Origin of the sequence: Citrobacter amalonaticus (assembly GCF_018252635.1) — a bacterium.
Taxonomy (GTDB): domain Bacteria; phylum Pseudomonadota; class Gammaproteobacteria; order Enterobacterales; family Enterobacteriaceae; genus Citrobacter_A; species Citrobacter_A amalonaticus_E.
The window spans coordinates 308,990-331,874 of sequence record NZ_JAGTXM010000005.1 but is presented as its reverse complement, the minus strand read 5'-3'; the positions used below and the strand labels follow the sequence as shown (position 1 = coordinate 331,874).

The window sequence follows — 22,885 nt, the reverse complement described above, 5'->3', positions numbered from 1 at the left end:
TTATGACCGATCAACACGCCATTTATGACGAAGTATCTGCGCTACTGGTTAAGCTGTTTGAGACAGACCCGCAGGACATTAAACCTGAAGCGCGTCTGTACGAAGACCTTGAGCTGGACAGCATCGATGCAGTCGACATGATCGTCCATCTGCAAAAGAAAACCGGTAAGAAGATCAAGCCGGAAGAGTTCAAAGCCGTACGCACCGTGCAGGATGTCGTTGACGCGGTAGAACGCCTGCTTAAAGAAGCCTGATTCGCCGTGTCGGGCGTTCGCGCGTTGCCTGTGCTGACAGGCGTGCTGTTGCTTGCCTGGCCTTTCCTGATTTGGTTTGGCCTGACGCACCACAGCCTGCAGTGGTTACTGCCGCTGATGGCACTACTGCTGTTCTTACGCTTTCGCCAGACCCGGCGACAGGCGGGTCCGCTGCGCGTGGTCACCCAGGTGGTGGCCGCAGTGGGTATCACCCTGTGCGTCGCCAGTTATCTGCTTAAAACCCATCAGCTTCTGCTGTTTTATCCGGTTGTCGTGAATGCCGTCATGCTTGCCGTTTTTGGCGGTTCGCTCTGGTCATCGATGCCCATCGTTGAACGCCTGGCACGACTGCGCGATCCCCAACTCCCGGATGTGGCGGTGCGTTACACCCGCCGGGTGACGCAGATCTGGTGCGCTTTTTTCATCTTCAATGGCGGCGTGGCGTTGTTTACCGCCCTCCACGGCGATATGGCGATGTGGACCGCATGGAATGGCATGATTGCCTACCTGCTGATGGGGTTACTGATGGGCAGCGAATGGCTGGTACGCCGTCAGATGATGAATCGGGATTCGCAATGAAACAGACCCTGACGCTTGCCGAATGGCTCACCTCTCCTCGTCCGGCGAGCACCCCCATCGCCTGGCTGAACGATCGCCACTGGACGCTCGGCCACCTGCGCCACGATGTCGCGCAGTTGATGGCTCACCTGCAACAGCAGGAAGGCGATCGCTGGGCGCTTTGTTTTGAAAACAGTTATCTGTTTATTGTCGCGCTGCTGGCGACGCTGCATGTGGGGAAAACGCCCGTAATTCCAGGGCATAACCGCGTCTCGTTGCTCGACGAACAGCGGGCGTGGTTTGACGGTGTGCTGAGCGATAAAACGCTCGGCTGGCAGGGGCCGCTGTGGGTGGTCAGCTCAGCCATGACGCCCAGCGTCGAGGCGTGCCTCTTCCCGCCCCTGCGTCACGATGCATACGTCGAGCTATTTACCTCCGGATCGACGGGGCAGCCGAAGCGCATTGTCAAACCCGTTGCCCGTCTGGACCATGAAGCCGAACTGCTGGCGGCGCGCTTTGCCGATCGCCTGACGGGGTGCCGGGTGGTGGCCTCCGTCGTGCCGCAGCATCTGTACGGCCTGACATTCCGTATTTTCCTGCCAATGGCGCTGGGCCTGCCGCTGCATGCAGCCATGCTCTACTACGCGGAGCAACTGGCCGCGCTGAGTCACGAACATCGTTACGTATTTATCAGCAGCCCGGCGTTTTTAAAACGTCTTGATCACCAGCTTCCCGCGCCGCCGGTGGCAATGATTTTGTCAGCTGGCGGCATGCTGCCGTGGCAGGATGTGACGCAAACCGCTGCCTGGCTGAACGTCTGGCCGGATGAAATCTACGGCAGCACCGAGACCGGCATTCTGGCCTGGCGCTATCGTCAGCAAGAGAACGTCGCCTGGCTGCCCTTCCCCGGCGTGTTATTTACCGCAGAAGATGAAGCGTTCCGCGTCTTCTCTCCGCTGATCGCCGATACGAACGGTCTGCTGCTCGACGACATCCTGCAGTTTGAGCCAAACGGCCAGTTCCGCCTGATGGGACGCCGTGGACGGGTGGTCAAAATTGAAGAGAAGCGTATTTCGCTCAGCGAAGTCGAACAGCGCCTGCTGGAGCTGAAGGGCATCCGCGAGGTCGCCGCCCTGCCAATCACCCGCGGGGGGCGTCAGGGCGTGGGCGTACTGCTGGTGCTGGATGAGGAGGCGCACCAGCGCTGGCAGAACAGCGGCGGAAAAACGCAGGAGCTGACGTGGCGACGAGCGCTACTGCCGTGGCTCGAACCGGTCGCCGTACCGCGTTACTGGCGGGTCATCGACGAAATCCCGGTCAACAGTATGAATAAGCGTGTCTATGCGCAATTACAGGAGTTGTTTCATGATACCCCATGAAATTGAGCGCCATCAGGCACAGCCCCAACAGATTGAGATCGTCTTGCATCTCGATCCTTCCCTTTTCTGGTTTAGCGGTCATTTTGCCGTGCAGCCGCTGTTGCCAGGGGTCGCGCAGATGGACTGGGTGATGCACTATGCCACCACCCTGCTCGCGCCCGGCTGGCGTTTTCACAGCATTCAGAACGTGAAGTTCCAGGCACCGCTGCTGCCGGAAAACACCGTCACGCTAGCCCTGCACTGGCAGGAAGCGCGTCAGATCCTGACGTTCAGCTATCAACGCCACGCTGGCGACATGCGCCATACCGCCAGCAGCGGGAAGATCCGGCTATGTCGTTAACCTTTTCTCCCTGCGTGCTGATCCCCTGCTATAACCACGGCGCGATGATGTCGCGGGTGCTGGTACGCCTGCAGCCGTTTAATCTGCCGTGTATTGTGGTGGACGACGGCAGCGATGCCGCCACGCGACAGGAGCTGGACAGACTCGCTGCGGACACTTCCGGAATGACGTTAATTCGTCTGACGGAAAACGCCGGAAAAGGCGCGGCGGTGATCCGCGGATTAGAAGCGGCAGCAGAGGCCGGATTTACCCATGCCGTCCAGGTCGATGCCGACGGTCAACATGCCATTGAAGACATTCCAAAACTGCTGGAACTGGCGCAGGCGCATCCCGCCGCGCTGATCTCCGGACAACCGATTTACGACGATTCCATTCCCCGTTCACGTCTGTACGGACGCTGGATCACCCACGTCTGGGTGTGGATTGAAACCCTGTCGCTGCAACTGAAAGACAGCATGTGCGGCTTTCGCGTTTATCCTGTAGGCCCCACGCGCCAACTGGCGCAGCAGGTGACGCTTGGCAAGCGAATGGATTTCGATACCGAAGTGATGGTACGTCTGTGGTGGCAGGGCACCCCCAGCTATTTTGTTCCCACCCGCGTGACCTATCCGCCGGACGGGCTGTCGCACTTCGATGCTTTCAAAGATAACTGTCGCATTTCGCTAATGCACGCGCGCCTGTTCTTCGGCATGTTGCCGCGCATCCCGTCGCTGCTGTTGCGCCGCTCATCGTCACACTGGGCGCGTCAGGATGAGGTGAAGGGACTGTGGGGAATGCGCCTGATGTTGCTGGTATGGCGTTTGCTGGGTCGCAAAGCATTTTCACTCCTGCTGTATCCGGTCGTCGGCGTCTACTGGCTGACGGCGACCACCGCGCGCCGCGCTTCGCAGAACTGGATCGCTCGCGTGCGTGCGCAGTTGACCGCACGCCAGAGACCAGTGCCGACAAACCTCACCAGCTATCAGCATTTCCTGCGCTTTGGCAACGCGATGCTCGATAAAATCGCCAGCTGGCGCGGTGAACTGCATTTTGGCCGCGATGTGGTGTTTGCGCCTGGGGCAGAAGAGGCGCTGAACGTCAGCGATCCTCGCGGCAAATTGCTCCTGGCTTCGCACCTGGGCGATGTTGAAGCCTGCCGCGCGCTGGCGCAGTTGCAGGGTAGCAAAATCATCAATGCGCTGGTGTTCAGCGATAACGCCCGGCGTTTTAAGCAGATTATGGAAGAGATGGCGCCGCAGGCCGGGCTCAACCTGATGCCGGTGACCGATATCGGCCCGGACACCGCCATTGCGCTCAAAGAGAAACTGGAGCGTGGAGAATGGATTGCTATCGTCGGCGATCGCATTGCGGTAAATCCCCAGCGCGGCGGCGAATGGCGTGTCTGCTGGAGCCGTTTCATGGGACAAGTCGCCCCGTTCCCGCAGGGGCCGTTTATCCTCGCCTCGATTTTGCGCTGCCCGGTGGATCTCCTCTTTGCCCTGCGCCAGCAGGAAAAGCTGTGCATTCACTGCGAGCCGTTCGCCGATCCGCTGGTATTGCCGCGCGCCGAACGCCAGCAGGCGCTACAGCAAACTATCGACCGCTACGCCGAACGTCTTGAGCACTACGCGTTACAGTCGCCGCTCGACTGGTTTAACTTTTTCGATTTCTGGCAGTTGCCGGAACCCAAAAACAAGGAGTAAAGGGTGCTGAACGATCCCCGCTTTACGGCTGAAGTCGAGCTGACCATTCCGTTTCACGACGTCGATATGATGGGCGTGGCATGGCACGGCAACTATTTCCGTTACTTCGAGATCGCCCGCGAAGCGCTGCTTAACCAGTTCGACTACGGTTATCGCCAGATGAAAGCTTCCGGCTACCTGTGGCCGGTGGTGGATACCCGCGTCAAATACCGCCATCCGCTGACTTTTGAACAGCGCATTCGCGTGCGTGCGCGTCTGGAAGAGTTCGAAAACCGCCTGCGCATTGGCTATGAAATTTTCGACGCCGAAAGCGGAAAACGCACGACCACGGGCTACACCATTCAGGTGGCGGTGGAAGAGAAAAGCCGCGAGATGTGCTTCGTCTGCCCGGACATTCTGTTTGAACGCATGGGGGTGACGCTATGAGGTTTCTGCCGCTGCTGGCGCTGCTTATCAGCCCGTTCGTTAGCGCCCTGACGCTCGATGAGTTACAACAGCGCTTTACCGAACAGCCGGTGATCCGCGCGCATTTTGATCAAACCCGGACGATTAAAGATCTTCCGCAGCCGCTGCGATCCGCGGGAACGATGCTGATCGCCCGCGACCAGGGACTGTTGTGGGATCAGACCCGTCCGTTCCCGATGCAGCTGCTGCTGGACGATACGCGAATGGTGCAGGCCATCAACGGTCAACCGCCGCAGACCATTACCGCCGATAACAATCCGCAGATGTTCCAGTTTAACCACCTGTTGCGCGGGCTGTTTCAGGCCGACCGCAAGGTGCTGGAGCAAAACTTCCGCGTGGAGTTTACCGATAGAGGAGAAGGCCGCTGGACTCTGCGCCTGACGCCGATCACCACGCCACTGGATAAGATCTTCGCCACCATCGATTTAGCCGGAAAAAACTATCTGGAACAGATTGAGCTAAACGACAAACAGGGCGACCGCACGGATATCGTACTTTCTCAACACCAACTGACGCCTGCGCAACTGACCGATGACGAACGCCAACGCTTTGCCGCACAGTAAACGCCCCGCGCTGTTATGGGGAATCGCCTGCATTATGATGCTGGGCGTGTTGCTGATGTTGCTGCCTCAGGCGCGGCTCAACAGCAGCGTGCTGGCGATGCTGCCAAAACAGGCGCTGGGGGAGATTCCACCGAGCCTGAATGACGGCTTTATGCAGCGTCTTGACCGCCAACTGGTCTGGCTGGTCAGCCCCGGCAAAAAGGCTGACCCGACAATCGCCCGCGACTGGCTGGCGATGCTGCAACAGTCACAGGCGCTGGCAGAAGTGAAAGGCCCGATGGACGCCGACAGCCAACAGGCGTGGGGCGCATTCTTCTGGCAACACCGCAACGGTTTGATCGATCCGCAGACCCGTGCCCGTCTGCAAAACGGCGGCGAGGCGCAGGCGCAATGGATCCTGTCTCAGCTCTATTCCGCGTTCTCTGGCGTCAGCGGTAAAGAACTGCAAAACGACCCGCTGATGCTGATGCGCGGATCACAGCTGGCGATGGCCGAAAACGGCCAGCGTCTGCGGCTGATGGACGGCTGGCTGGTGGCGCAGGATCGCCAGGGGAACTACTGGTATCTGCTGCATGGCGAACTGGCCGGTTCATCATTCGATATGCAACAGACGCATCATCTGGTGACCACGCTCGGCACGCTTGAAGGGGAGCTGAAAGGGCGCTATCCGCAGGCGCAACTGCTGTCACGTGGCACGGTATTCTACAGCGATTACGCCAGCCAGCAGGCAAAACAGGATGTCTCCACACTCGGTGTGGCGACGGTGTTGGGCGTACTGCTGCTGATTGTCGCGGTATTCCGTTCGCTGCGCCCGCTGCTGTTGTGTCTGCTGTCGATTGGCATTGGCGCGCTGGCGGGAACCGTCGTCACACTACTGCTCTTCGGTGAACTGCATCTGATGACGCTGGTGATGAGCATGAGCATCATCGGCATCTCCGCCGATTACACGTTGTATTACCTGACCGAACGGATGGTGCACGGCGCGGAAACCTCGCCCTGGCAAAGCCTGGCGAAAGTGCGAAATGCCCTGCTGCTGGCACTACTGACCACCGTTACGGCCTACCTGATCATGATGTTCGCCCCCTTCCCTGGCATTCGCCAGATGGCGGTATTTGCCGCTGCGGGACTGAGCGCGTCCTGCCTGACGGTGATGTTCTGGCATCCGTGGCTGTGTCGCGGCCTGCCGGTGCGTCCGGTTCCGGCGATGGTGCTGATGCTGCGCTGGCTTGCCGCCTGGCGACGCAATAAAAAGCTTTCCGTAGTTCTGCCGGTCGCACTCGCGCTTTTGTCACTGGCGGGTCTGGCGACCCTGCGCGTGAATGACGATATCTCACAGTTGCAGGCGCTACCGCAACACATTCTGGCGCAGGAGAAAGCCATTACCGCACTGACCGGACAGAGCGTCGATCAGAAATGGTTTGTGGTGTACGGCGACTCCGCGCAGCAGACGCTGGAACGGCTGGAAGCCTTTGCTCCGGCATTAGCGCAGGCGAAAAAAGAGGGACTGCTCAGCGGCTATCGCACGATCCCGTTGAATTCACTGACCCGTCAGCAACAGGATCTCGCCTTGCTGAAAAACGCCGCGCCTATGGTCACCCACGCCCTGAACAGCGCCGGGCTGACGACGGTCAATCCCGATCTGACGCCTATGCCAGTTACCGTGGACGCCTGGCTTGCCAGCCCGGCCAGCGAAGGCTGGCGGTTGCTGTGGTTGAGCCTGACCGACGGTGAAAGCGGGGTACTGGTGCCGGTGGAAGGCGTCAGGCAGAGTGCGGCGCTCAATGCGCTCAGCGAGAAATACCCCGGCGTCGCGTGGGTGGATCGCAAAAGCACGTTTGACAGCCTGTTTGCCCTGTATCGCAACGTGCTAACCGGGTTGCTGTTTGTCGCACTGGCGGTGATTGCCTGCGGCGCGATCGCGCGGTTGGGCTGGCGCAGAGGATTAATCAGCCTTGTGCCGTCAGTACTGTCTTTGGGCTGTGGCCTGGCGGTGCTGGCATTGAGCGGACATGCGGTCAATCTGTTCTCGCTGTTGGCGCTGGTGCTGGTACTGGGGATCGGTATTAACTACACGCTATTTTTCAGTAATCCGCGTGGGACGCCGCTTACTTCCCTGTTGGCCATCACGCTGGCAATGATGACTACCCTTCTGACGCTCGGCATGTTGGTCTTTAGCGCCACCCAGGCGATCAGCAGTTTTGGCATTGTGCTGGTGAGCGGCATTTTTACCGCATTCCTGCTTTCCCCTCTGGCGATGCCGACGAAAAAAGAGAAAAAACGAAAATGATGAAACAGATGTTCCGTTTGCTGAGATACCTTTTGCCGGATGGCGGCTTCGCCTTATCCGGCCTACGCGAACGCATCAACGCCAGGCCGGATAAGACGCCCTTGCGTCGCCATCCGGCAACGAGTGCCTGTCTCTTTGCAATCGCGCTGATCCTTACCGGCTGCAGCCACTCGCAAAAGGCGCAGGAAGGCCGTCCGCAGGCGTGGCTGGAGCCGGGCGCGCGGGTGACGCTGCCCGCGCCGGGCATCTCGCCGGCAGTGAACGCACAGCAGTTGCTCACCGGCAGCTTTAACGGCAAAACCCAGTCGCTGCTGGTGATGCTGAATGCCGATGACAAAAAAATCACACTGGCGGGGCTGTCGTCGGTCGGCATTCGTCTGTTCCTCGTGACTTACGATGACAAAGGGCTGCACACCGAGCAATCTATCGTGGTTCCACAACTGCCGCCCGCCAGTCAGGTGCTGGCTGACGTCATGCTCAGCCACTGGCCGATTAGCGCCTGGCAGTCGCAGTTACCGCAAGGCTGGACGCTAACGGACAGCGGCAACACGCGTGAACTGCGTAATGCCCGCGGCAAGCTGGTGACAGAAATCACCTACCTGAACCACAAAGGCAAGCGCGAGCCAATCAGCATCGAACAGCATGTCTTTAAATACCACATCACCATTCAATATCTGGGTGACTGATATGATTTACATTTCTGCGGTGGGCATGATTAACGCGCTGGGCAACGATACCGATGAAATCGCCGCCAACCTGAGGCATGGCGTTGCGCCCGGCATGCGTCCGCGTACCGGCTGGTTACAGGGGTATCCTCACGCGGTTCTCGCCGGTGTGGACGGCGAACTGCCTGCCATTCCGGATGACTTTAGCGCCCACCGTTCGCGCAACAATCAGCTGCTGCTGGCGGCGCTCAGCCAGATCCAGCCGCAGGTTGATGAGGCCGTTGCGCGCTACGGCCGCGATCGGGTTGCGGTGGTGCTCGGCACCAGCACGTCAGGTCTGGACGAAGGCGACACGCACGTTAACCTGACGCTCAACGGGAAAGAAAGCGCGGCATGGCAGTATCCGCAGCAGGAACTGGGCGATCCGTCGCGCTTTCTCAGCCACTGGCTGAAGCTGGACGGCCCGGCATTCACGCTTTCCACCGCCTGCTCCTCCAGCGCCCGTGCGATTATCAGCGGTCGTCGCTTGATAGCGTCCGGACTGGCAGACGTTGCCATCGTCGGCGGCGCAGATACCCTGAGTCGGATGCCGATCAACGGTTTCCATAGTCTCGAATCACTCTCGCCCACGCGTTGTCTGCCGTTTGGCCGCGACCGTAGCGGCATTACGATTGGCGAAGGCGCCGCATTGATGCTGCTCACCCGCGATCCGCAGCCCATCGCGCTGCTGGGCGTAGGGGAATCCAGCGACGCGCACCATATTTCCGCACCGCACCCGGAAGGCGTTGGGGCGATTCGCGCCATCCAGCAGGCGCTGGACGATGCGGGTATCACGCCTGAACAGGTGGGCTACATCAATCTGCATGGCACCGCCACGCCACTTAACGACCAGATCGAATCCAGGGTGGTCAACGCGTTGTTTGGAGAGCGTGTCCCGTGCAGCTCAACCAAACACCTGACTGGCCACACGCTGGGCGCGGCCGGGATTACCGAGGCGGCGCTCAGCATGCTGATTTTACAGCGTGATTTACCGCTGCCAGTACAAGACTTTAGTCAGTCACCGCGCGATCCGGCGCTACCGCCCTGCGGCATTATTGAGCAACCTCAGTTGCTTGAACGCCCGTTTATCTTGTCGAATTCGTTCGCCTTTGGCGGCAATAACGCCAGTATTCTGCTCGGGAGAATGTCATGAGCCACTATTTATCCCCCGGCGACTATCTGCCACACGACGCGCCGATGCTGCTTCTGGAAGAGGTGGTCAGCGTGCGTGAAGACACCGCCGTTTGTCGCGTCACGGTGACGAGCGGCGGCGTTCTTACACCGTTCCTTGATTCGCAGGGCAATTTACCCGGCTGGTTCGCGCTGGAACTGATGGCGCAGACCGTCGGCGTCTGGTCCGGCTGGCACCGCCATCAGCAAGGTCAGGGGGCGATTTCACTCGGGATGGTGCTTGGCGCGCGCGAACTGATTTGCGCAGCCGGTGTTCTGCCCGCAGGAAAAACAGTCTCCATTACCGTCAAGTTGCTGATGCAGGACGATCGTTTCGGCAGCTTTGAATGCGCCATTACCGCCGACGACGAGACGCTGGCGACAGGCCGCGTCAATACCTTCCAGCCGTCGGCAGAAGAACTTCATTCTCTATTTCAACAAGGAGCGTCCGCATGAGTCGTTCAGTTTTGGTTACCGGCGCCAGTAAAGGCATCGGTCGCGCTATCGCCCGCCAGTTGGCTGCGGACGGCTTTGTGGTCGGCGTCCACTATCACCGTGATGCGCAGGGCGCGCAGGAGACGCTGGATGCCATTCTCGCCGTCGGCGGCGCAGGGCGTCTGCTCAGTTTTGACGTGGCGAACCGCGAGCAGTGCCGCGAAGTGCTGGAGCAGGATATCGAAGAGCATGGCGCATGGTACGGCGTGGTCAGTAATGCAGGCGTTGCGCGCGATGCGGCTTTTCCGGCACTCAGCGACAGCGACTGGGACACGGTGATCCACACCAATCTCGACAGTTTTTATAACGTCATTCAGCCGTGCATCATGCCGATGATCGGTGCGCGCCAGGGCGGTCGGATCATTACCCTGTCATCGGTGTCCGGCGTCATGGGCAATCGTGGACAGGTGAACTACAGCGCCGCCAAAGCCGGGATTATCGGTGCCACCAAAGCGCTGGCGATTGAACTCGCGAAACGCAAAATTACCGTCAACTGCATCGCGCCAGGCCTTATCGACACTGGGATGATCGAAATGGAAGAGGCGGCGCTGAAAGAGGCGATGGGCATGATCCCCATGAAACGTATGGGCCAGGCGGACGAAGTGGCCGGGCTTGCCAGCTATTTGATGTCGGACGTGGCGGGCTACGTCACCCGTCAGGTGATTTCCATCAATGGAGGGATGTTATGACACGTCGCGTGGTGATTACGGGCATGGGCGGCGTCACCGCCTTCGGGGAAAACTGGCAGGACGTTTCCGCGGGACTGCGGACCTATGAAAACGCCGTGCGCAAAATGCCAGAATGGCAGGTGTATGACGGGCTGCATACCCTGCTGGGCGCGCCAATCGATGACTTCACGTTGCCGGAGCATTACACCCGTAAGCGCATCCGCGCAATGGGTCGCGTATCGTTGATGTCCACGCGCGCCACCGAACTGGCGCTCGAACAGGCTGGACTGATTGGCGACGACGTGCTCACCAACGGGGAAACGGGTATCGCCTATGGCTCCTCCACCGGCAGTACCGGTCCGGTGAGCGAATTTGCCACCATGCTGACCGAAAAGCACACCAATAACATCACCGGCACTACCTATGTGCAGATGATGCCGCACACCACCGCCGTCAATACTGGATTGTTTTTCGGCCTGCGCGGGCGCGTGATCCCAACCTCCAGCGCCTGTACGTCCGGCAGCCAGGCGATTGGCTATGCGTGGGAAGCGATTCGTCACGGTTATCAAACCGTGATGGTGGCAGGCGGCGCGGAAGAGCTGTGTCCGTCAGAAGCCGCCGTCTTTGATACCCTGTTCGCCACCAGCCAACGTAACAGTCAACCAAAAACCACGCCGTCGCCATTCGATGAACAGCGCGATGGGCTGGTGATTGGCGAAGGCGCCGGGACGTTGATCCTTGAAGAACTCGAACACGCTAAAGCGCGCGGCGCGACGATTTACGGTGAAATCATTGGTTTCGCCACCAACTGCGACGCCGCGCATATCACTCAGCCACAGCGGGAAACCATGCAAATTTGCATGGAACAGTCGCTGAAAATGGCAGGATTAAACGCGCTGGATATTGGCTATATTTCCGCGCACGGTACGGCGACGGATCGTGGCGATATAGCGGAAAGTCAGGCGACGGCCGCAATTTATGGCGATAATGTGCCGATCTCCTCGCTGAAAAGTTATTTTGGGCATACCCTTGGTGCCTGTGGCGCGCTGGAAGCCTGGATGAGTTTACAGATGATGCGTGAAGGCTGGTTTGCGCCTACGCTAAACTTAAAACAGCCCGACGCCAACTGCGGCGCACTGGATTACATCATGGGTGAAGCCCGTAAGGTTGATTGCGAATTCTTACAGAGCAACAATTTTGCGTTTGGCGGCATCAATACGTCCATCATCATCAAACGTTGGTCCTGACATGTATCGGATCGTACTGGGAAAAGTTTCGACACTCAGCGCAGGCGCCTTGCCGTCTGCGTTAACCGCTCTGGCGCCAGAGGGACCGCGACGCGCGCGATGGCTGGCGGGCCGCGTTCTGCTTTCCCATGTCCTCTCGCCGCTGCCGGAGATTGTGTACGGCGAACAGGGGAAACCCGCGTTTTCACCCGAAATGTCGCTGTGGTTCAACCTGAGCCACAGCGGCGACGACATCGCCCTGCTGCTGAGCGATGAAGGCGAAGTGGGTTGCGATCTCGAAGTCATTCGCCCTCGCGCTAACTGGCGCTCGCTGGCAAATGCGGTTTTCAGCCTCGGAGAACATGCCGAAGTGGAAGCGGAACATCCCGACAGACAGCTCGCCGCGTTCTGGCGTATCTGGACGCAAAAAGAGGCGATCGTGAAACAGCGCGGCGGCAGCGCGTGGCAAATCGTCAGCGTCGACAGTACCTTTGACTGCGGGCTTTCGCTGAGCCATTGCCAGTTCGATAACCTGAGCCTGGCGGTTTGCACCCCTACGCCCTTTACGTTGACCGCAGACACCGTGCAATGGCTGGAAACGGCCTGACAACGGAAATATACGATTTTCGTATAATTCACACCTTTGACCGCCCTTCTCTTGATCCAGAACACGTCAAAAGTATGATGATTCCTTAGAATCGTCATACTCATTACGTCGTACCTCTACATCATTCGGGATCACCATTTTGTCCAGACTACGCCGCACACTTATTGCGCTGCTGGCCTGTGCGTCATTCCTTACGCACGCCGCCGCGACTGACGAAATCACGACCGCCTGGCCGGTCAACGTTGGGCCGCTTAACCCCCATCTGTATACCCCTAACCAGATGTTCGCCCAGAGCATGGTCTATGAACCACTGGTGAAATATCAGGCGGACGGGTCGGTCATTCCATGGCTGGCGAAAAGCTGGAGCCACTCAGCGGATGGCAAGACCTGGACTTTCACCCTGCGTGATAATGTGAACTTCTCAAACGGTGAAGCGTTCGACGCCCATGCGGCGGCGGAAAACTTCCGCGTAGTGCTCGATAACCGTCAGCGCCATGCCTGGCTGGAACTGGTCAATCAGATCGTCGACGTGAAAGCGCTCGACAAAAACCAGCTACAAATCACCCTGAAAAGCGCCTATTACCCGTTCCTGCAAGAGCTGGCGCTGCCGCGCCCGTTCCGTTTTATCGCGCCGTCGCAATTTAAAGACAACGAAACGATGCGCGGCATTAAAGCACCGATTGGCACCGGTCCGTGGGTACTGAAAACGTCGAAGCTCAATCAGTACGATGTGCTGGTACGCAACGATCGCTATTGGGGTGAAAAGCCGCAGATTCAAAAGATTACCGTCAAAGTGATCCCGGATCCTACGACCCGCGCCGTGGCGTTTGAAACGGGCGACATTGACCTGCTGTACGGTAACGAAGGGTTGTTGCCGCTTGATACGTTCGCTCGTTTCAGTCAGAACCCGAACTACCGCACCCAACTTTCGCAGCCGATTGAAACGGTAATGCTGGCGCTCAACTCGGCCAAAGCACCGACCAATGAACTGGCGGTGCGTGAAGCGCTGAATTATGCGGTGAACAAGAAATCGCTTATCGACAATGCGCTGTACGGCACGCAACAGGTCGCCGATACGCTGTTCGCCCCGACGGTCCCTTATGCCAACGTTGGCCTCAAACCTCGTCAGTACGACCCGCAACAGGCGAAAGATCTGCTGGAAAATGCAGGATGGACGTTGCCCACTGGCAAAGACATTCGTGAGAAAAACGGTCAACCGCTGCGCATTGAGTTGTCGTTCATCGGCACCGATGCGCTGAGTAAATCGATGGCGGAAATCATTCAGGCCGATATGCGCCAGATTGGCGTCGATGTCGCACTGGTCGGCGAAGAAGAGAGCAGCATTTACGCCCGCCAGCGCGATGGTCGCTTCGGTATGATCTTCAACCGCACCTGGGGCGCGCCGTATGATCCGCACGCTTTTATGAGCTCGATGCGCGTGCCGTCGCATGCGGATTACCAGGCACAGCAGGGTTTAGCCGACAAGCCGCTGATTGATAAAGAGATTGGCGAAGTACTGGAAACCACGGACGACACGCAGCGTCAGGCGCTGTACAAAGACATCCTGACCCGCCTGCACAACGACGCGGTCTATCTGCCCATCAGCTATGTCTCGATGATGGTGGTCGCCAGACCTGAACTGGGCACAATTCCGTATGCGCCTATCGCCTCTGAAATTCCGTTTGAACAGATTAAACCGGTGAAACCCTGATGTTGCGTTATGTACTGCGGCGCATTCTGCTGCTGATTCCGATGATTTTCGCCGCCTCGGTGATCATCTTCCTCATGCTGCGCCTGGGCACCGGTGACCCGGCGCTCGACTATCTGCGCTTATCGAATCTGCCACCCACCCCGGAAATGGTGGCCTCAACCCGCGTGATGCTGGGGCTGGACCAGCCGCTTGTCGTGCAGTACGGCACCTGGCTGTGGAAGGCGCTGCATCTGGATTTTGGCATCTCGTTCGCCACCCAGCGTCCGGTGCTGGATGATATGCTGAATTTCCTGCCCGCGACGCTGGAACTGGCCGGCGCGGCGCTGGCGCTGATCCTGCTGACCTCCGTACCACTCGGTATCTGGGCGGCGCGTCATCGCGATCGCCTGCCCGATTTCGTCGTGCGATTGATCGCTTTTCTCGGCGTGTCGATGCCAAACTTCTGGCTCGCCTTCCTGTTGGTGATGTTCTTCTCCGTTTACCTGCAGTGGCTGCCCGCGATGGGCTACGGCGACTGGCAGCACCTCATTTTACCGGCGGTGTCGATCGCCTTTATGTCCCTGGCGATTAACGCCCGACTGCTGCGCGCCAGCATGCTGGAAGTCGCCGGACAGCGTCACGTCACCTGGGCTCGCCTGCGTGGGCTGAACGACAAACAAACCGAACGCCGCCATATTCTGCGTAACGCCTCGCTGCCGGTGGTCACGGCGATTGGCATGCACATTGGCGAGCTGATTGGCGGGACGATGATTATTGAGAACATCTTTGCCTGGCCGGGCGTTGGACGCTATGCCGTTTCTGCCATCTTTAATCGCGACTACCCGGTGATTCAGTGCTTTACGCTGATGATGGTGGTGGTTTTCGTGGTCTGTAACCTGATTGTTGATCTGCTGAACGCCGCGCTGGACCCGCGCATTCGTCGTCATGAAGGAGCGCACTCGTGAACTTTTTCCTCTCTTCACGCTGGTCGGTTCGTCTGGCCATGATTGTCATCGCCCTGCTGGCGGTGATAGCGCTGACCAGCCAGTGGTGGTTGCCGTATGATCCGCAGGCGATTGATTTGCCCTCTCGCCTGTTGGCACCGGACAGCCAGCACTGGCTGGGAACCGACCATCTGGGACGCGATATTTTCTCTCGTTTGCTGGCTGCCACCCGCGTGTCGCTTGGTTCGGTGATGGCCTGTCTGCTGCTGGTGCTGGCGCTGGGGCTTATCGTCGGCGGCAGCGCGGGGCTGCTGGGCGGGCGCGTCGATCAGGCCACCATGCGCGTCGCCGATATGTTTATGACCTTCCCGACGTCGATTCTGTCGTTCTTTATGGTCGGCGTATTGGGTACGGGCCTCACCAACGTGATTATCGCTATCGCCCTGTCACACTGGGCGTGGTATGCGCGCATGGTGCGCAGCCTGGTGATCTCGCTTCGCCAGCGCGAGTTTGTTCTCGCTTCACGACTTTCCGGCGCGGGTCATATCCGGGTGTTTATCGACCATCTGGCCGGGGCGGTGATCCCCTCGTTGCTGGTACTGGCAACCCTGGATATTGGTCACATGATGCTGCACGTTGCCGGGATGTCATTTCTCGGCCTTGGCGTGACAGCGCCCACAGCCGAATGGGGCGTGATGATTAACGACGCCCGCCAGTATATCTGGACCCAGCCGCTGCAAATGTTCTGGCCGGGGCTGGCGCTGTTTATCACCGTGATGGCCTTCAACATGGTGGGTGACGCCCTGCGCGACCACCTGGATCCTCATCTGGTTACGGAGCACGCCCACTGATGCCACAGCACATTGAACTGAAAAACATCGTCTTACAGGCCGATCGCCCGCTGGTGCACGACGTGTCGTTAACACTCAAACGCGGACGCGTGCTGGCGCTGGTGGGTGGCAGCGGTAGCGGAAAATCGCTGACCTGCGCGGCGGCGCTCGGGATTTTACCCGCCGGCGTACGCCAGACAAGCGGAACGCTTCTTGCTGACGGCAAGCCGGTGTCCCCTTGCTCCCTGCGTGGGTTCAAAATCGCCACCATTATGCAAAACCCGCGCAGCGCGTTTAATCCTCTTCATACAATGGCGACCCACGCACGGGAAACCTGCCAGGCGCTGGGTAAACCGGCAGATGACGCCACGCTTATCCGCGCCCTGGAAGCCGTGGGCCTGGAGCATGCCGATCGCGTGCTGAAGCTCTATCCGTTTGAGATGAGCGGCGGCATGTTACAGCGCATGATGATCGCCATGGCGGTCCTGTCCGATGCACCGTTTATCGTCGCCGATGAGCCGACCACCGACCTGGATGTGGTGGCGCAGGCGCGCATCCTCGATCTGCTGGAGAGTATTATGCAGAACCGGGCACCGGGCATGCTGTTGGTGACTCACGATATGGGTGTGGTCGCGCGACTGGCCGACGATGTGGCGGTGATGGATAACGGAAACATCGTCGAACAAGGCGATGTGGAAACCCTGTTCAGGGCCCCACAACACGCCATCACCCGTGGTCTGGTATCAGCCCATCTCGCGCTGTACGGTATGGAGTTAGCCTCATGACTTTACTCAGCGTCACGGACCTTTCTCATCAGTACGCCCATGCCAGCCTGGGCGGAAAACATCCGCATCAGCAGGTGCTGAAAGACGTCTCCCTGAACCTGAAAAGCGGCGAAACCGTTGCTCTCTTAGGGCGCAGCGGCTGCGGGAAAAGCACGTTAGCGCGTCTGCTGGTCGGGCTGGAATCGCCCAGTCAGGGTAGCGTAAGCTGGCGCGGTGAACCGCTGGCAAAACTGAACCGGGCTAAACAAAAGGCGTTTCGCCGTGATATCCAGATGGTCTTTCAGGATTCCATCAGCGCGGTGAATCCACGGAAAACCGTCGATGAGATCCTGCGTGAACCAATGCGCCATTTACTCTCGTTGTCCAAAGCCGAACAGCTGGCACGGGTGCGGGAGATGCTTAACGCCGTTGATCTCAATGAAAACCTGCTGGATAAACGTCCTCCCCAGCTCAGCGGCGGTCAGCTCCAGCGCGTCTGTCTGGCCCGCGCCCTGGTGGTGGAGCCGAAACTGTTGATTCTCGATGAAGCGGTGTCGAATCTCGATCTGGTGTTGCAGGCAGGCGTCATTCGTCTGCTCAAAAAACTACAGCAGCAGTTTGGCACCGCCTGTCTGTTTATCACTCACGACCTGCGGCTGGTAGAGCGTTTTTGCCATCGTGTCATGGTGATGGAGGACGGACAGATCGTTGAAACACAAACTGTGGGTGAAGCATTAACCTTTTCCTCCGAAGCCGGTCGTGTGCTACAAAAGGCGGTACTTCCCGCATACCCCGTGCGCCATCGCGCCATTTCGTAAGGTTGATATCTGATGCAACGAGTCACCATCACGCTTGATGACGATTTACTGGAAACGCTGGATAGCCTGAGCCAGCGTCGTGGTTACAACAACCGCTCCGAAGCCATTCGTGACATTCTGCGCGGCGCGCTGGCGCAGGAAACCACTCAGGAGCACGGCACCCAGGGCTTTGCGGTGCTCTCTTATGTGTATGAACATGAGAAGCGTGATTTAGCCAGTCGCATTGTCTCAACGCAGCACCATCACCATGATTTGTCCGTCGCCACGCTGCATGTCCATATCAATCATGACGACTGTCTGGAGATTGCCGTCCTGAAAGGCGATATGGGCGATGTTCAGCATTTTGCCGATGATGTCATCGCCCAGCGCGGCGTACGCCACGGCCATTTGCAGTGTTTGCCGAAGGAAGAGTAATCGCCAGCGATGCTGCCAGTGGCGCTTCGCTTGCCGGCCTGGATTTGGCACTCCCGTAGGCCGGATAAGGTGTAACCGCCATCCGGCATCTGCTTACGCCATCGTGCCAATCGTCTTTCGAAAACGCAGCAGCGCGATCAGGAAGAAGACGCTGCCGATGGCGAGGAGCGTCAGAAACTGCGGCCAGACAATGCTGAACCCGGCACCGCGATATAGTATCGCCTGCGCAAGACTGACGAAGTGCGTCGTCGGCATCGTCAGCATGATGTCCTGTACCGCCTGCGGCATGCTTTCGCGCGGTGTGGAGCCACCGGAAAGCATTTGCAGCGGCAACAGCACCAGAATCATCAACAACCCCAGCTGTGGCATAGAACGCGCCAGCGTGCCCATAAAAATGCCGATTGAAGTCGTGGCGAACAGGCTCAGCGCGACCCCCAACATGAACAGCGGAATGGACCCTTCAATCGGCACGCCGAGTACCCCTTTCACCATCAGCATTAACGATAGCCCCGAGACCACCAGCACCACCAGTCCCATCGACCAGACTTTCGCCATCATGATCTCAAACGGCGTTACCGGCATCACCAGCAGGTGTTCCACCGTGCCATGCTCCCGTTCGCGAATCAGCGCCGAACCGGTCAGCACGATCGCCAGCATGGTGATGTTATTGATGATCGCCATTACCCCGCCAAACCACGCCGGATCGAGGTTCGGGTTGAAGCGCATTCGGGTCTCCAGCGAGACCAGCGGTTCACTATTGTCGCGGTAGCGCGCGACAAAACTACTCACTTCACCGCTGATAATATTCTGGATGTAACTGTTGCCGGTAAACGCCTGGCTCATGCGCGTGGCGTCAACGTTCACCTGAATATCCGGCTGCCGCCCGGCGAGGACGTCCCGCTGAAAATTGGGCGGAATATTGACCGCAAAGGTATAGCGACCCGCATCCAGCCCGGCATCCATCTCGTCGGCGGTGATCATCTCCGGCGGTAAAAACCACGGACGGTAGAAGCTGTTGACGATCCGATTCGAGAGCTGCGACTGGTCCATATCGGCAATAGCAATCGGCGCGAGATGCAGTGACCCCGGCAGCACGGTCGCAGAGGAGTACACCGAAACGGTAAAGGCAAACACGATCAGCGTCAGCATCGCCTTATCGCCCAACAGGCTGCGCAACTCCTTGATACCTAAATTATAAATATTGCGTAGTCGGCGCATCACCCCTCCTGTTTTTTCAGCAACAGTACGCTCAGCCCCATCACCACCGGAATGGCGATCAGCAGCGGTACAAACAGCGGCCAGAGATCGGTGAGATCCAATGCTTTCGAGAACGTCCCGCGGGCGATCGTCAGGAAATGGCTGGTGGGGTAGATCTCACCGATCCACCGTCCCGGCCCTTCCAGCGACGCTACCGGATCGATCATCCCGGAGAACTGCGTCGCCGGGATCAGGGTAATAATGGAGGTGCCAAAAATCGCCGCAATCTGACTCTTCATGAACGTGGAGATCAGCAGTCCCATTCCGGTGGCGATAGTGACATACAATAGCGCGGCCAGACTGAGCGTGAGGAAACTGCCCTTGTGCGGCACGCCAAAAACAAACACCGACAGGGCGCACAGTAACAAGAAATTCAGCATCCCCAGCGCGATATAGGGTAACTGTTTACCCAGCAAAAACTCGCTGCGGGTGGTGGGCGTTACGTAAAGATTGATGATCGACCCCAGCTCTTTTTCCCGCACTACGCTCAGCGCACTCAGCATCGACGGGATCATCATCAGCAACAACGGGATGACCGCAGGAACAATTGCCGGCAGGCTTTTCACGTCCGGGTTGTAGCGATAGCGCGTTTCAATGGTCATGAGTCCACTTTGCCCCGCCGGCGTTGGCTGGCGGCTCGCCACGTCCTGTAGCCAGCTCTGGTGCATCGCCTGCACATAGCCTTTCACCGTCTCGGCGCGGCTGGGCATGGCGCCATCCACCCAGACGCCAATCTCCACTGGCGTGCCGCGCGCAATATCACGGCCAAAGTTGGGTGGAATTTCAATCGCCACGGCGACATCGCCCGAGCGCATTCGTCGGTCAAGATCGTCATAGCTGGTCAACGGGGGTTGCTCAATGAAATAACGTGAACCCGCCAGATTCAACGACCAGGCCTGGCTGCTGACGGTTTGATCGCGATCGAGCACGGCAAAACGCAGATTTTCGACGTCCATGCTGATGCCGTAACCCATGATCAGCATCAGGATCACCGTTCCCAGCAGCGCCAGCGTCGAACGCACCGGATCGCGCCTGAGTTCCAGCGCTTCGCGACGGCTGTAACTGAACAGTCGCCGCAGGCTGAATCCCTGACGCGGCGGCTTCGCCTCTTCATGTTTTGTTTCGACCGGCACAGAGGTTTCAGGCGCCGGGCCCGCAGCCTCCTGGAGCCAGGAGATAAACGCCTCTTCAAGGCTTGCAGCCCCACGCCGCGCCACCAGTTCCTGTGGCGTACCGCTGGCGAGCACTTTACCGGCATGCATCAACGACATGCGGTCACAGCGCTCGGCTTCGTTCATAAAGTGGGTGGAGATGAAAATGGTCACTTTATCCTGACGCGACAGATCAACCATCAGTTGCCAGAACATATCCCTGGCGACCGGGTCAACGCCGGAGGTCGGTTCGTCGAGGATCAGCATTTCCGGGCGATGGATCACCGCCACCGCCAGCGACAGCCGCTGGCGAATGCCGAGCGGGAGCGACTCGGGCAACGTATCCTCAACCTCCACCAGCATAAAGCGCTCGCTCATCTCCTGAACGCGCTCAGGGATCTCCGCTTCCGGGATATGAAACAACCGGGCGTGGAGTTCAAGGTTCTGTCGAACCGTCAGCTCGCTGTACAGCGAAAACGCCTGCGACATATAGCCCACCCGGCGGCGGGTATCAATATCGTTCGGGTCGACCGGTTGACCAAACAGCCAGGCCTCGCCTTCACTGGCAGGCAGAAGCCCGGTCAGCATCTTCATGGTGGTCGATTTACCGCAGCCGTTGGAACCGAGGAAGCCAAAGATCTCCCCACGCGGGATGCGGAAGTTCACGTGATCGACAGCAACGAAATTGCCGAAGCGCATGGTCAGGTTTTTTGCCTCAATGGCAATCTCTTCCTGCTCCGCGTGATACGGTGGAATCACCACCGGCTGATACGCCTGCCGCTGCGCCTGCGGTAACAGGGCGATAAACGCCTGCTCCAGCGTCGCGCTGGCGGTTTTATCGCGCAGCTCATGCGCGCTGCCGGTCGCCAGCACCTCGCCTGCGTTCATCGCCACCAGCCAGTCAAAGCGCTCGGCTTCTTCCATATACGCCGTCGCCACCAGTACGCTCATGTTGGTCTGCCGCTGGCGGATGCTGTCGATCAGATCCCAGAACTGGGCGCGAGACAGGGGATCAACGCCGGTGGTCGGTTCATCCAGTATCAATAATTCAGGGTCATGGATCAGCGCACAGCACAACCCCAGCTTCTGTTTCATCCCGCCTGAGAGTTTCCCCGCCGGACGATCGCGAAACGGGGCCAGACCGGTGCTGTTCAGTAACTCCGTAATCCGCGCTTCGCGCTCGGCTTTGTCATGACCAAACAAACGGGCGAAGAAATCGACGTTCTCATACACCGACAACGTGTGATACAGGTTTTTTCCCAGTCCCTGCGGCATCCAGGCAATACGCGGACAGACGTCACGGCGGTGTTTCGGATCGCGCATATCGCCGCCCAACACCATGACGTTGCCTTGTTCAATCACCCGTGCGCCGGAAATGAGCGACAGCAGGCTTGATTTCCCCACGCCGTCGGGGCCGATCAACCCCACCATGCAGCGCGCGGGGATATCCAGCGTGATGTTATTCAGCGCCACCGTGCTCCCGTAATGCTGACTCACGCCGTCAAGGTGCGCCACGGGAGAAACGGGAACCCGCGCCAGAGAGGTCATTGCGGCAACCTCACCGCCAGTGAGTCAGGCCAGGGAAGCTGTTCGTTCAGTCTCACCCACGCCATGCCTGGCAATCCGGTTTTGACATATTCAAGATGCTGCTGGAGTAATTCCGGGGGGATACGCGCCTTGACGCGGAACATCAGCTTCAGGCGCTCATCGCTGGTTTCAACGGTTTTCGGCGTGAACTGCGCAACGCTGGCTACAAAACTGATGGTGGCAGGAATACGCAGGTCCGGCGCGGCATCAAGCACCAGACGCGCCTCGCCGCCAATCTTCAGCAGACCCGCCTGTTCGGTAGGCAGGAAGAACGTCATGTAAACATCGCTGAGATCGACCATGTTCAGCACCCGACCGCCCGCCGCCAGCACTTCGCCCGGCTCCGCCACGCGGTACTGAATCCGGCCATCACGCGGGGCTTTAAGCTCGCTGTCTTCGATATCCGCGACAATCCGCCGTTCGGTGGCCTGCGCTGCCTCGACGCGGGTTTGTGCCTGGATAATGCTGGTACGTGCGGCTTCAATAGCGGCTTTCGTCGCGGAGACCTGCGCCTTTGCCGACTCCAGCGCCGCACGTGCGCTTTCCGCAGCGGCGCGATCGTCATCCAGTTGTTGTGCCGAGACCGCGCCACGCTGGGAGAGCGAGCGGGAACGGACGTGACGTTTTGAGACGGAATCCAGCTCGGCTTCACGCTGTTTCACCACCGACTGGGCGGCGCGGGTTTCGCTTTGCCGCTGTTCGAGCAGCGCCCGTGCGGCAGCCACGGCGCTTTCGGCCTCTTTGATTTGCGCGATAGCTTCCAGCCGCTGTTCCTGCAACACGCGAGTATCCATCTTCGCCAGTACGTCGCCCTGGCGAACAAACTGTCCCTCTGTCACCAGAATGGCGTCAATACGTCCGGCGATTTTGGTGGCGATGTCCACTTCCGTCGCCTCGATTCTGCCGTTGCTGGCAGCAAAACCATCCGGCACGCCTGCGGGCCGTAGAACCCACCACACGCCAGCAGCAATCACCACCAGCGCGCCCACAATCCACCACGTCAGATGACGCTTAATGTTGTCCATAATCGAC

23 protein-coding genes are annotated in these 22,885 nt (G+C 58.9%); 20 read left to right on the top strand and 3 right to left on the bottom strand.

The features are described 5' to 3' along the window. Window positions 1–2 precede the first annotated feature (2 nt). The 20 genes from KE671_RS17050 to nikR all read left to right on the top strand — a co-directional run bounded on the left by KE671_RS17050 (window position 3) and on the right by nikR (window position 17,858). On the top strand, window positions 3–254 hold the full coding sequence (locus KE671_RS17050) for an acyl carrier protein (RefSeq protein WP_206163941.1): 252 nt from the start codon (window positions 3–5) through the stop codon (window positions 252–254). Between the two features lie 6 nt (window positions 255–260). Next, entirely contained in the window at window positions 261–833 is a 573-nt protein-coding gene (locus KE671_RS17045) for a hypothetical protein (protein WP_206163940.1), read from the top strand. Continuing rightward, window positions 830–2,191, top strand: a complete 1,362-nt coding sequence (locus KE671_RS17040) for an AMP-binding protein (protein ID WP_206163939.1) — start codon at window positions 830–832, stop codon at window positions 2,189–2,191. The genes KE671_RS17045 and KE671_RS17040 overlap by 4 nt, the downstream gene beginning before the upstream one ends. Next, window positions 2,178–2,531 carry a hydroxymyristoyl-ACP dehydratase gene (locus KE671_RS17035; RefSeq protein WP_206163938.1) on the top strand — a complete coding sequence of 118 codons (354 nt, stop codon included), beginning with the start codon at window positions 2,178–2,180 and terminating at the stop codon, window positions 2,529–2,531. Before KE671_RS17040 ends, KE671_RS17035 begins: the two co-directional genes overlap by 14 nt. After that, window positions 2,522–4,213, top strand: a complete 1,692-nt coding sequence (locus KE671_RS17030) for a glycosyltransferase family 2 protein (protein ID WP_206163937.1) — start codon at window positions 2,522–2,524, stop codon at window positions 4,211–4,213. The genes KE671_RS17035 and KE671_RS17030 overlap by 10 nt, the downstream gene beginning before the upstream one ends. Before the next feature lie 3 nt (window positions 4,214–4,216). Then, window positions 4,217–4,639 (top strand): acyl-CoA thioesterase, encoded by a 423-nt coding sequence (locus KE671_RS17025; RefSeq protein WP_206163936.1) that lies wholly within the window; start codon window positions 4,217–4,219, stop codon window positions 4,637–4,639. Continuing rightward, window positions 4,636–5,241 carry a LolA family protein gene (locus tag KE671_RS17020; protein ID WP_206163935.1) on the top strand — a complete coding sequence of 202 codons (606 nt, stop codon included), beginning with the start codon at window positions 4,636–4,638 and terminating at the stop codon, window positions 5,239–5,241. Before KE671_RS17025 ends, KE671_RS17020 begins: the two co-directional genes overlap by 4 nt. Further along, entirely contained in the window at window positions 5,210–7,528 is a 2,319-nt protein-coding gene (locus KE671_RS17015; protein WP_206163934.1) for an MMPL family transporter, read from the top strand. Before KE671_RS17020 ends, KE671_RS17015 begins: the two co-directional genes overlap by 32 nt. Further along, complete coding sequence (locus KE671_RS17010) at window positions 7,525–8,214, top strand: DUF3261 domain-containing protein (RefSeq protein ID WP_206163933.1); 690 nt, start codon at window positions 7,525–7,527, stop codon at window positions 8,212–8,214. Before KE671_RS17015 ends, KE671_RS17010 begins: the two co-directional genes overlap by 4 nt. A 1-nt stretch (window position 8,215) precedes the next feature. Beyond that, window positions 8,216–9,385, top strand: a complete 1,170-nt coding sequence (locus KE671_RS17005) for a beta-ketoacyl-[acyl-carrier-protein] synthase family protein (protein ID WP_206163932.1) — start codon at window positions 8,216–8,218, stop codon at window positions 9,383–9,385. Further along, window positions 9,382–9,858, top strand: a complete 477-nt coding sequence (locus tag KE671_RS17000) for a 3-hydroxy-fatty acyl-ACP dehydratase (RefSeq protein WP_206163931.1) — start codon at window positions 9,382–9,384, stop codon at window positions 9,856–9,858. Before KE671_RS17005 ends, KE671_RS17000 begins: the two co-directional genes overlap by 4 nt. Continuing rightward, a complete protein-coding gene (locus tag KE671_RS16995; protein ID WP_206163930.1) occupies window positions 9,855–10,586 on the top strand; it encodes a 3-ketoacyl-ACP reductase FabG2 in 732 nt (243 codons plus the stop codon). Before KE671_RS17000 ends, KE671_RS16995 begins: the two co-directional genes overlap by 4 nt. Next, window positions 10,583–11,812, top strand: coding sequence for a beta-ketoacyl-ACP synthase (locus tag KE671_RS16990; RefSeq protein ID WP_206163929.1), 1,230 nt, complete (start codon window positions 10,583–10,585; stop codon window positions 11,810–11,812). Before KE671_RS16995 ends, KE671_RS16990 begins: the two co-directional genes overlap by 4 nt. A gap of 1 nt (window position 11,813) precedes the next feature. Continuing rightward, on the top strand, window positions 11,814–12,398 hold the full coding sequence (gene acpT / locus KE671_RS16985) for a 4'-phosphopantetheinyl transferase AcpT (RefSeq protein WP_206163928.1): 585 nt from the start codon (window positions 11,814–11,816) through the stop codon (window positions 12,396–12,398). A 136-nt stretch (window positions 12,399–12,534) separates the two neighbouring features. After that, a complete protein-coding gene (nikA, locus tag KE671_RS16980; protein ID WP_206164043.1) occupies window positions 12,535–14,109 on the top strand; it encodes a nickel ABC transporter substrate-binding protein in 1,575 nt (524 codons plus the stop codon). After that, a complete protein-coding gene (gene nikB / locus KE671_RS16975) occupies window positions 14,109–15,053 on the top strand; it encodes a nickel ABC transporter permease subunit NikB (protein WP_206163927.1) in 945 nt (314 codons plus the stop codon). The genes nikA and nikB overlap by 1 nt, the downstream gene beginning before the upstream one ends. Beyond that, entirely contained in the window at window positions 15,050–15,883 is an 834-nt protein-coding gene (nikC, locus tag KE671_RS16970; RefSeq protein WP_206163926.1) for a nickel ABC transporter permease subunit NikC, read from the top strand. Before nikB ends, nikC begins: the two co-directional genes overlap by 4 nt. Continuing rightward, on the top strand, window positions 15,883–16,647 hold the full coding sequence (gene nikD / locus KE671_RS16965; protein ID WP_206163925.1) for a nickel import ATP-binding protein NikD: 765 nt from the start codon (window positions 15,883–15,885) through the stop codon (window positions 16,645–16,647). The genes nikC and nikD overlap by 1 nt, the downstream gene beginning before the upstream one ends. Next, on the top strand, window positions 16,644–17,444 hold the full coding sequence (gene nikE / locus KE671_RS16960; protein ID WP_206163924.1) for a nickel import ATP-binding protein NikE: 801 nt from the start codon (window positions 16,644–16,646) through the stop codon (window positions 17,442–17,444). The genes nikD and nikE overlap by 4 nt, the downstream gene beginning before the upstream one ends. Before the next feature lie 12 nt (window positions 17,445–17,456). Continuing rightward, window positions 17,457–17,858, top strand: a complete 402-nt coding sequence (nikR, locus tag KE671_RS16955) for a nickel-responsive transcriptional regulator NikR (RefSeq protein WP_042323093.1) — start codon at window positions 17,457–17,459, stop codon at window positions 17,856–17,858. Between the two features lie 93 nt (window positions 17,859–17,951). Here nikR and KE671_RS16950 read toward each other — a convergent pair whose 3' ends face one another. From KE671_RS16950 to KE671_RS16940, 3 genes are read right to left on the bottom strand one after another with little or no spacing between them, the layout of a single operon-like run. Further along, window positions 17,952–19,076, bottom strand: coding sequence for an ABC transporter permease (locus tag KE671_RS16950; RefSeq protein ID WP_206163923.1), 1,125 nt, complete (start codon window positions 19,074–19,076; stop codon window positions 17,952–17,954). Next, window positions 19,076–21,814, bottom strand: coding sequence for a ribosome-associated ATPase/putative transporter RbbA (rbbA, locus tag KE671_RS16945; protein ID WP_206163922.1), 2,739 nt, complete (start codon window positions 21,812–21,814; stop codon window positions 19,076–19,078). Before rbbA ends, KE671_RS16950 begins: the two co-directional genes overlap by 1 nt. After that, window positions 21,811–22,878, bottom strand: a complete 1,068-nt coding sequence (locus KE671_RS16940) for an HlyD family secretion protein (protein ID WP_206163921.1) — start codon at window positions 22,876–22,878, stop codon at window positions 21,811–21,813. Before KE671_RS16940 ends, rbbA begins: the two co-directional genes overlap by 4 nt. Window positions 22,879–22,885: the final 7 nt, after the last annotated feature.

Excerpts from the sequence above, each read along its gene's own strand:
- KE671_RS16940 (WP_206163921.1), bottom strand. The coding sequence starts at position 22,878 with ATGGACAACATTAAGCGTCATCTGACGTGGTGGATTGTGGGCGCGCTG.
- KE671_RS17005 (WP_206163932.1), top strand. The coding sequence starts at position 8,216 with ATGATTTACATTTCTGCGGTGGGCATGATTAACGCGCTGGGCAACGAT.
- KE671_RS17020 (WP_206163935.1), top strand. The coding sequence starts at position 4,636 with ATGAGGTTTCTGCCGCTGCTGGCGCTGCTTATCAGCCCGTTCGTTAGC.
- rbbA (WP_206163922.1), bottom strand. The coding sequence starts at position 21,814 with ATGACCTCTCTGGCGCGGGTTCCCGTTTCTCCCGTGGCGCACCTTGAC.
- KE671_RS17010 (WP_206163933.1), top strand. The coding sequence starts at position 7,525 with ATGATGAAACAGATGTTCCGTTTGCTGAGATACCTTTTGCCGGATGGC.
- KE671_RS17040 (WP_206163939.1), top strand. The coding sequence starts at position 830 with ATGAAACAGACCCTGACGCTTGCCGAATGGCTCACCTCTCCTCGTCCG.
- KE671_RS16950 (WP_206163923.1), bottom strand. The coding sequence starts at position 19,076 with ATGCGCCGACTACGCAATATTTATAATTTAGGTATCAAGGAGTTGCGC.
- nikE (WP_206163924.1), top strand. The coding sequence starts at position 16,644 with ATGACTTTACTCAGCGTCACGGACCTTTCTCATCAGTACGCCCATGCC.
- nikD (WP_206163925.1), top strand. The coding sequence starts at position 15,883 with ATGCCACAGCACATTGAACTGAAAAACATCGTCTTACAGGCCGATCGC.
- KE671_RS17000 (WP_206163931.1), top strand. The coding sequence starts at position 9,382 with ATGAGCCACTATTTATCCCCCGGCGACTATCTGCCACACGACGCGCCG.
- KE671_RS17015 (WP_206163934.1), top strand. The coding sequence starts at position 5,210 with ATGACGAACGCCAACGCTTTGCCGCACAGTAAACGCCCCGCGCTGTTA.
- KE671_RS16990 (WP_206163929.1), top strand. The coding sequence starts at position 10,583 with ATGACACGTCGCGTGGTGATTACGGGCATGGGCGGCGTCACCGCCTTC.
- nikR (WP_042323093.1), top strand. The coding sequence starts at position 17,457 with ATGCAACGAGTCACCATCACGCTTGATGACGATTTACTGGAAACGCTG.
- KE671_RS17030 (WP_206163937.1), top strand. The coding sequence starts at position 2,522 with ATGTCGTTAACCTTTTCTCCCTGCGTGCTGATCCCCTGCTATAACCAC.
- nikB (WP_206163927.1), top strand. The coding sequence starts at position 14,109 with ATGTTGCGTTATGTACTGCGGCGCATTCTGCTGCTGATTCCGATGATT.
- KE671_RS17035 (WP_206163938.1), top strand. The coding sequence starts at position 2,178 with ATGATACCCCATGAAATTGAGCGCCATCAGGCACAGCCCCAACAGATT.
- acpT (WP_206163928.1), top strand. The coding sequence starts at position 11,814 with ATGTATCGGATCGTACTGGGAAAAGTTTCGACACTCAGCGCAGGCGCC.
- KE671_RS16995 (WP_206163930.1), top strand. The coding sequence starts at position 9,855 with ATGAGTCGTTCAGTTTTGGTTACCGGCGCCAGTAAAGGCATCGGTCGC.
- KE671_RS17050 (WP_206163941.1), top strand. The coding sequence starts at position 3 with ATGACCGATCAACACGCCATTTATGACGAAGTATCTGCGCTACTGGTT.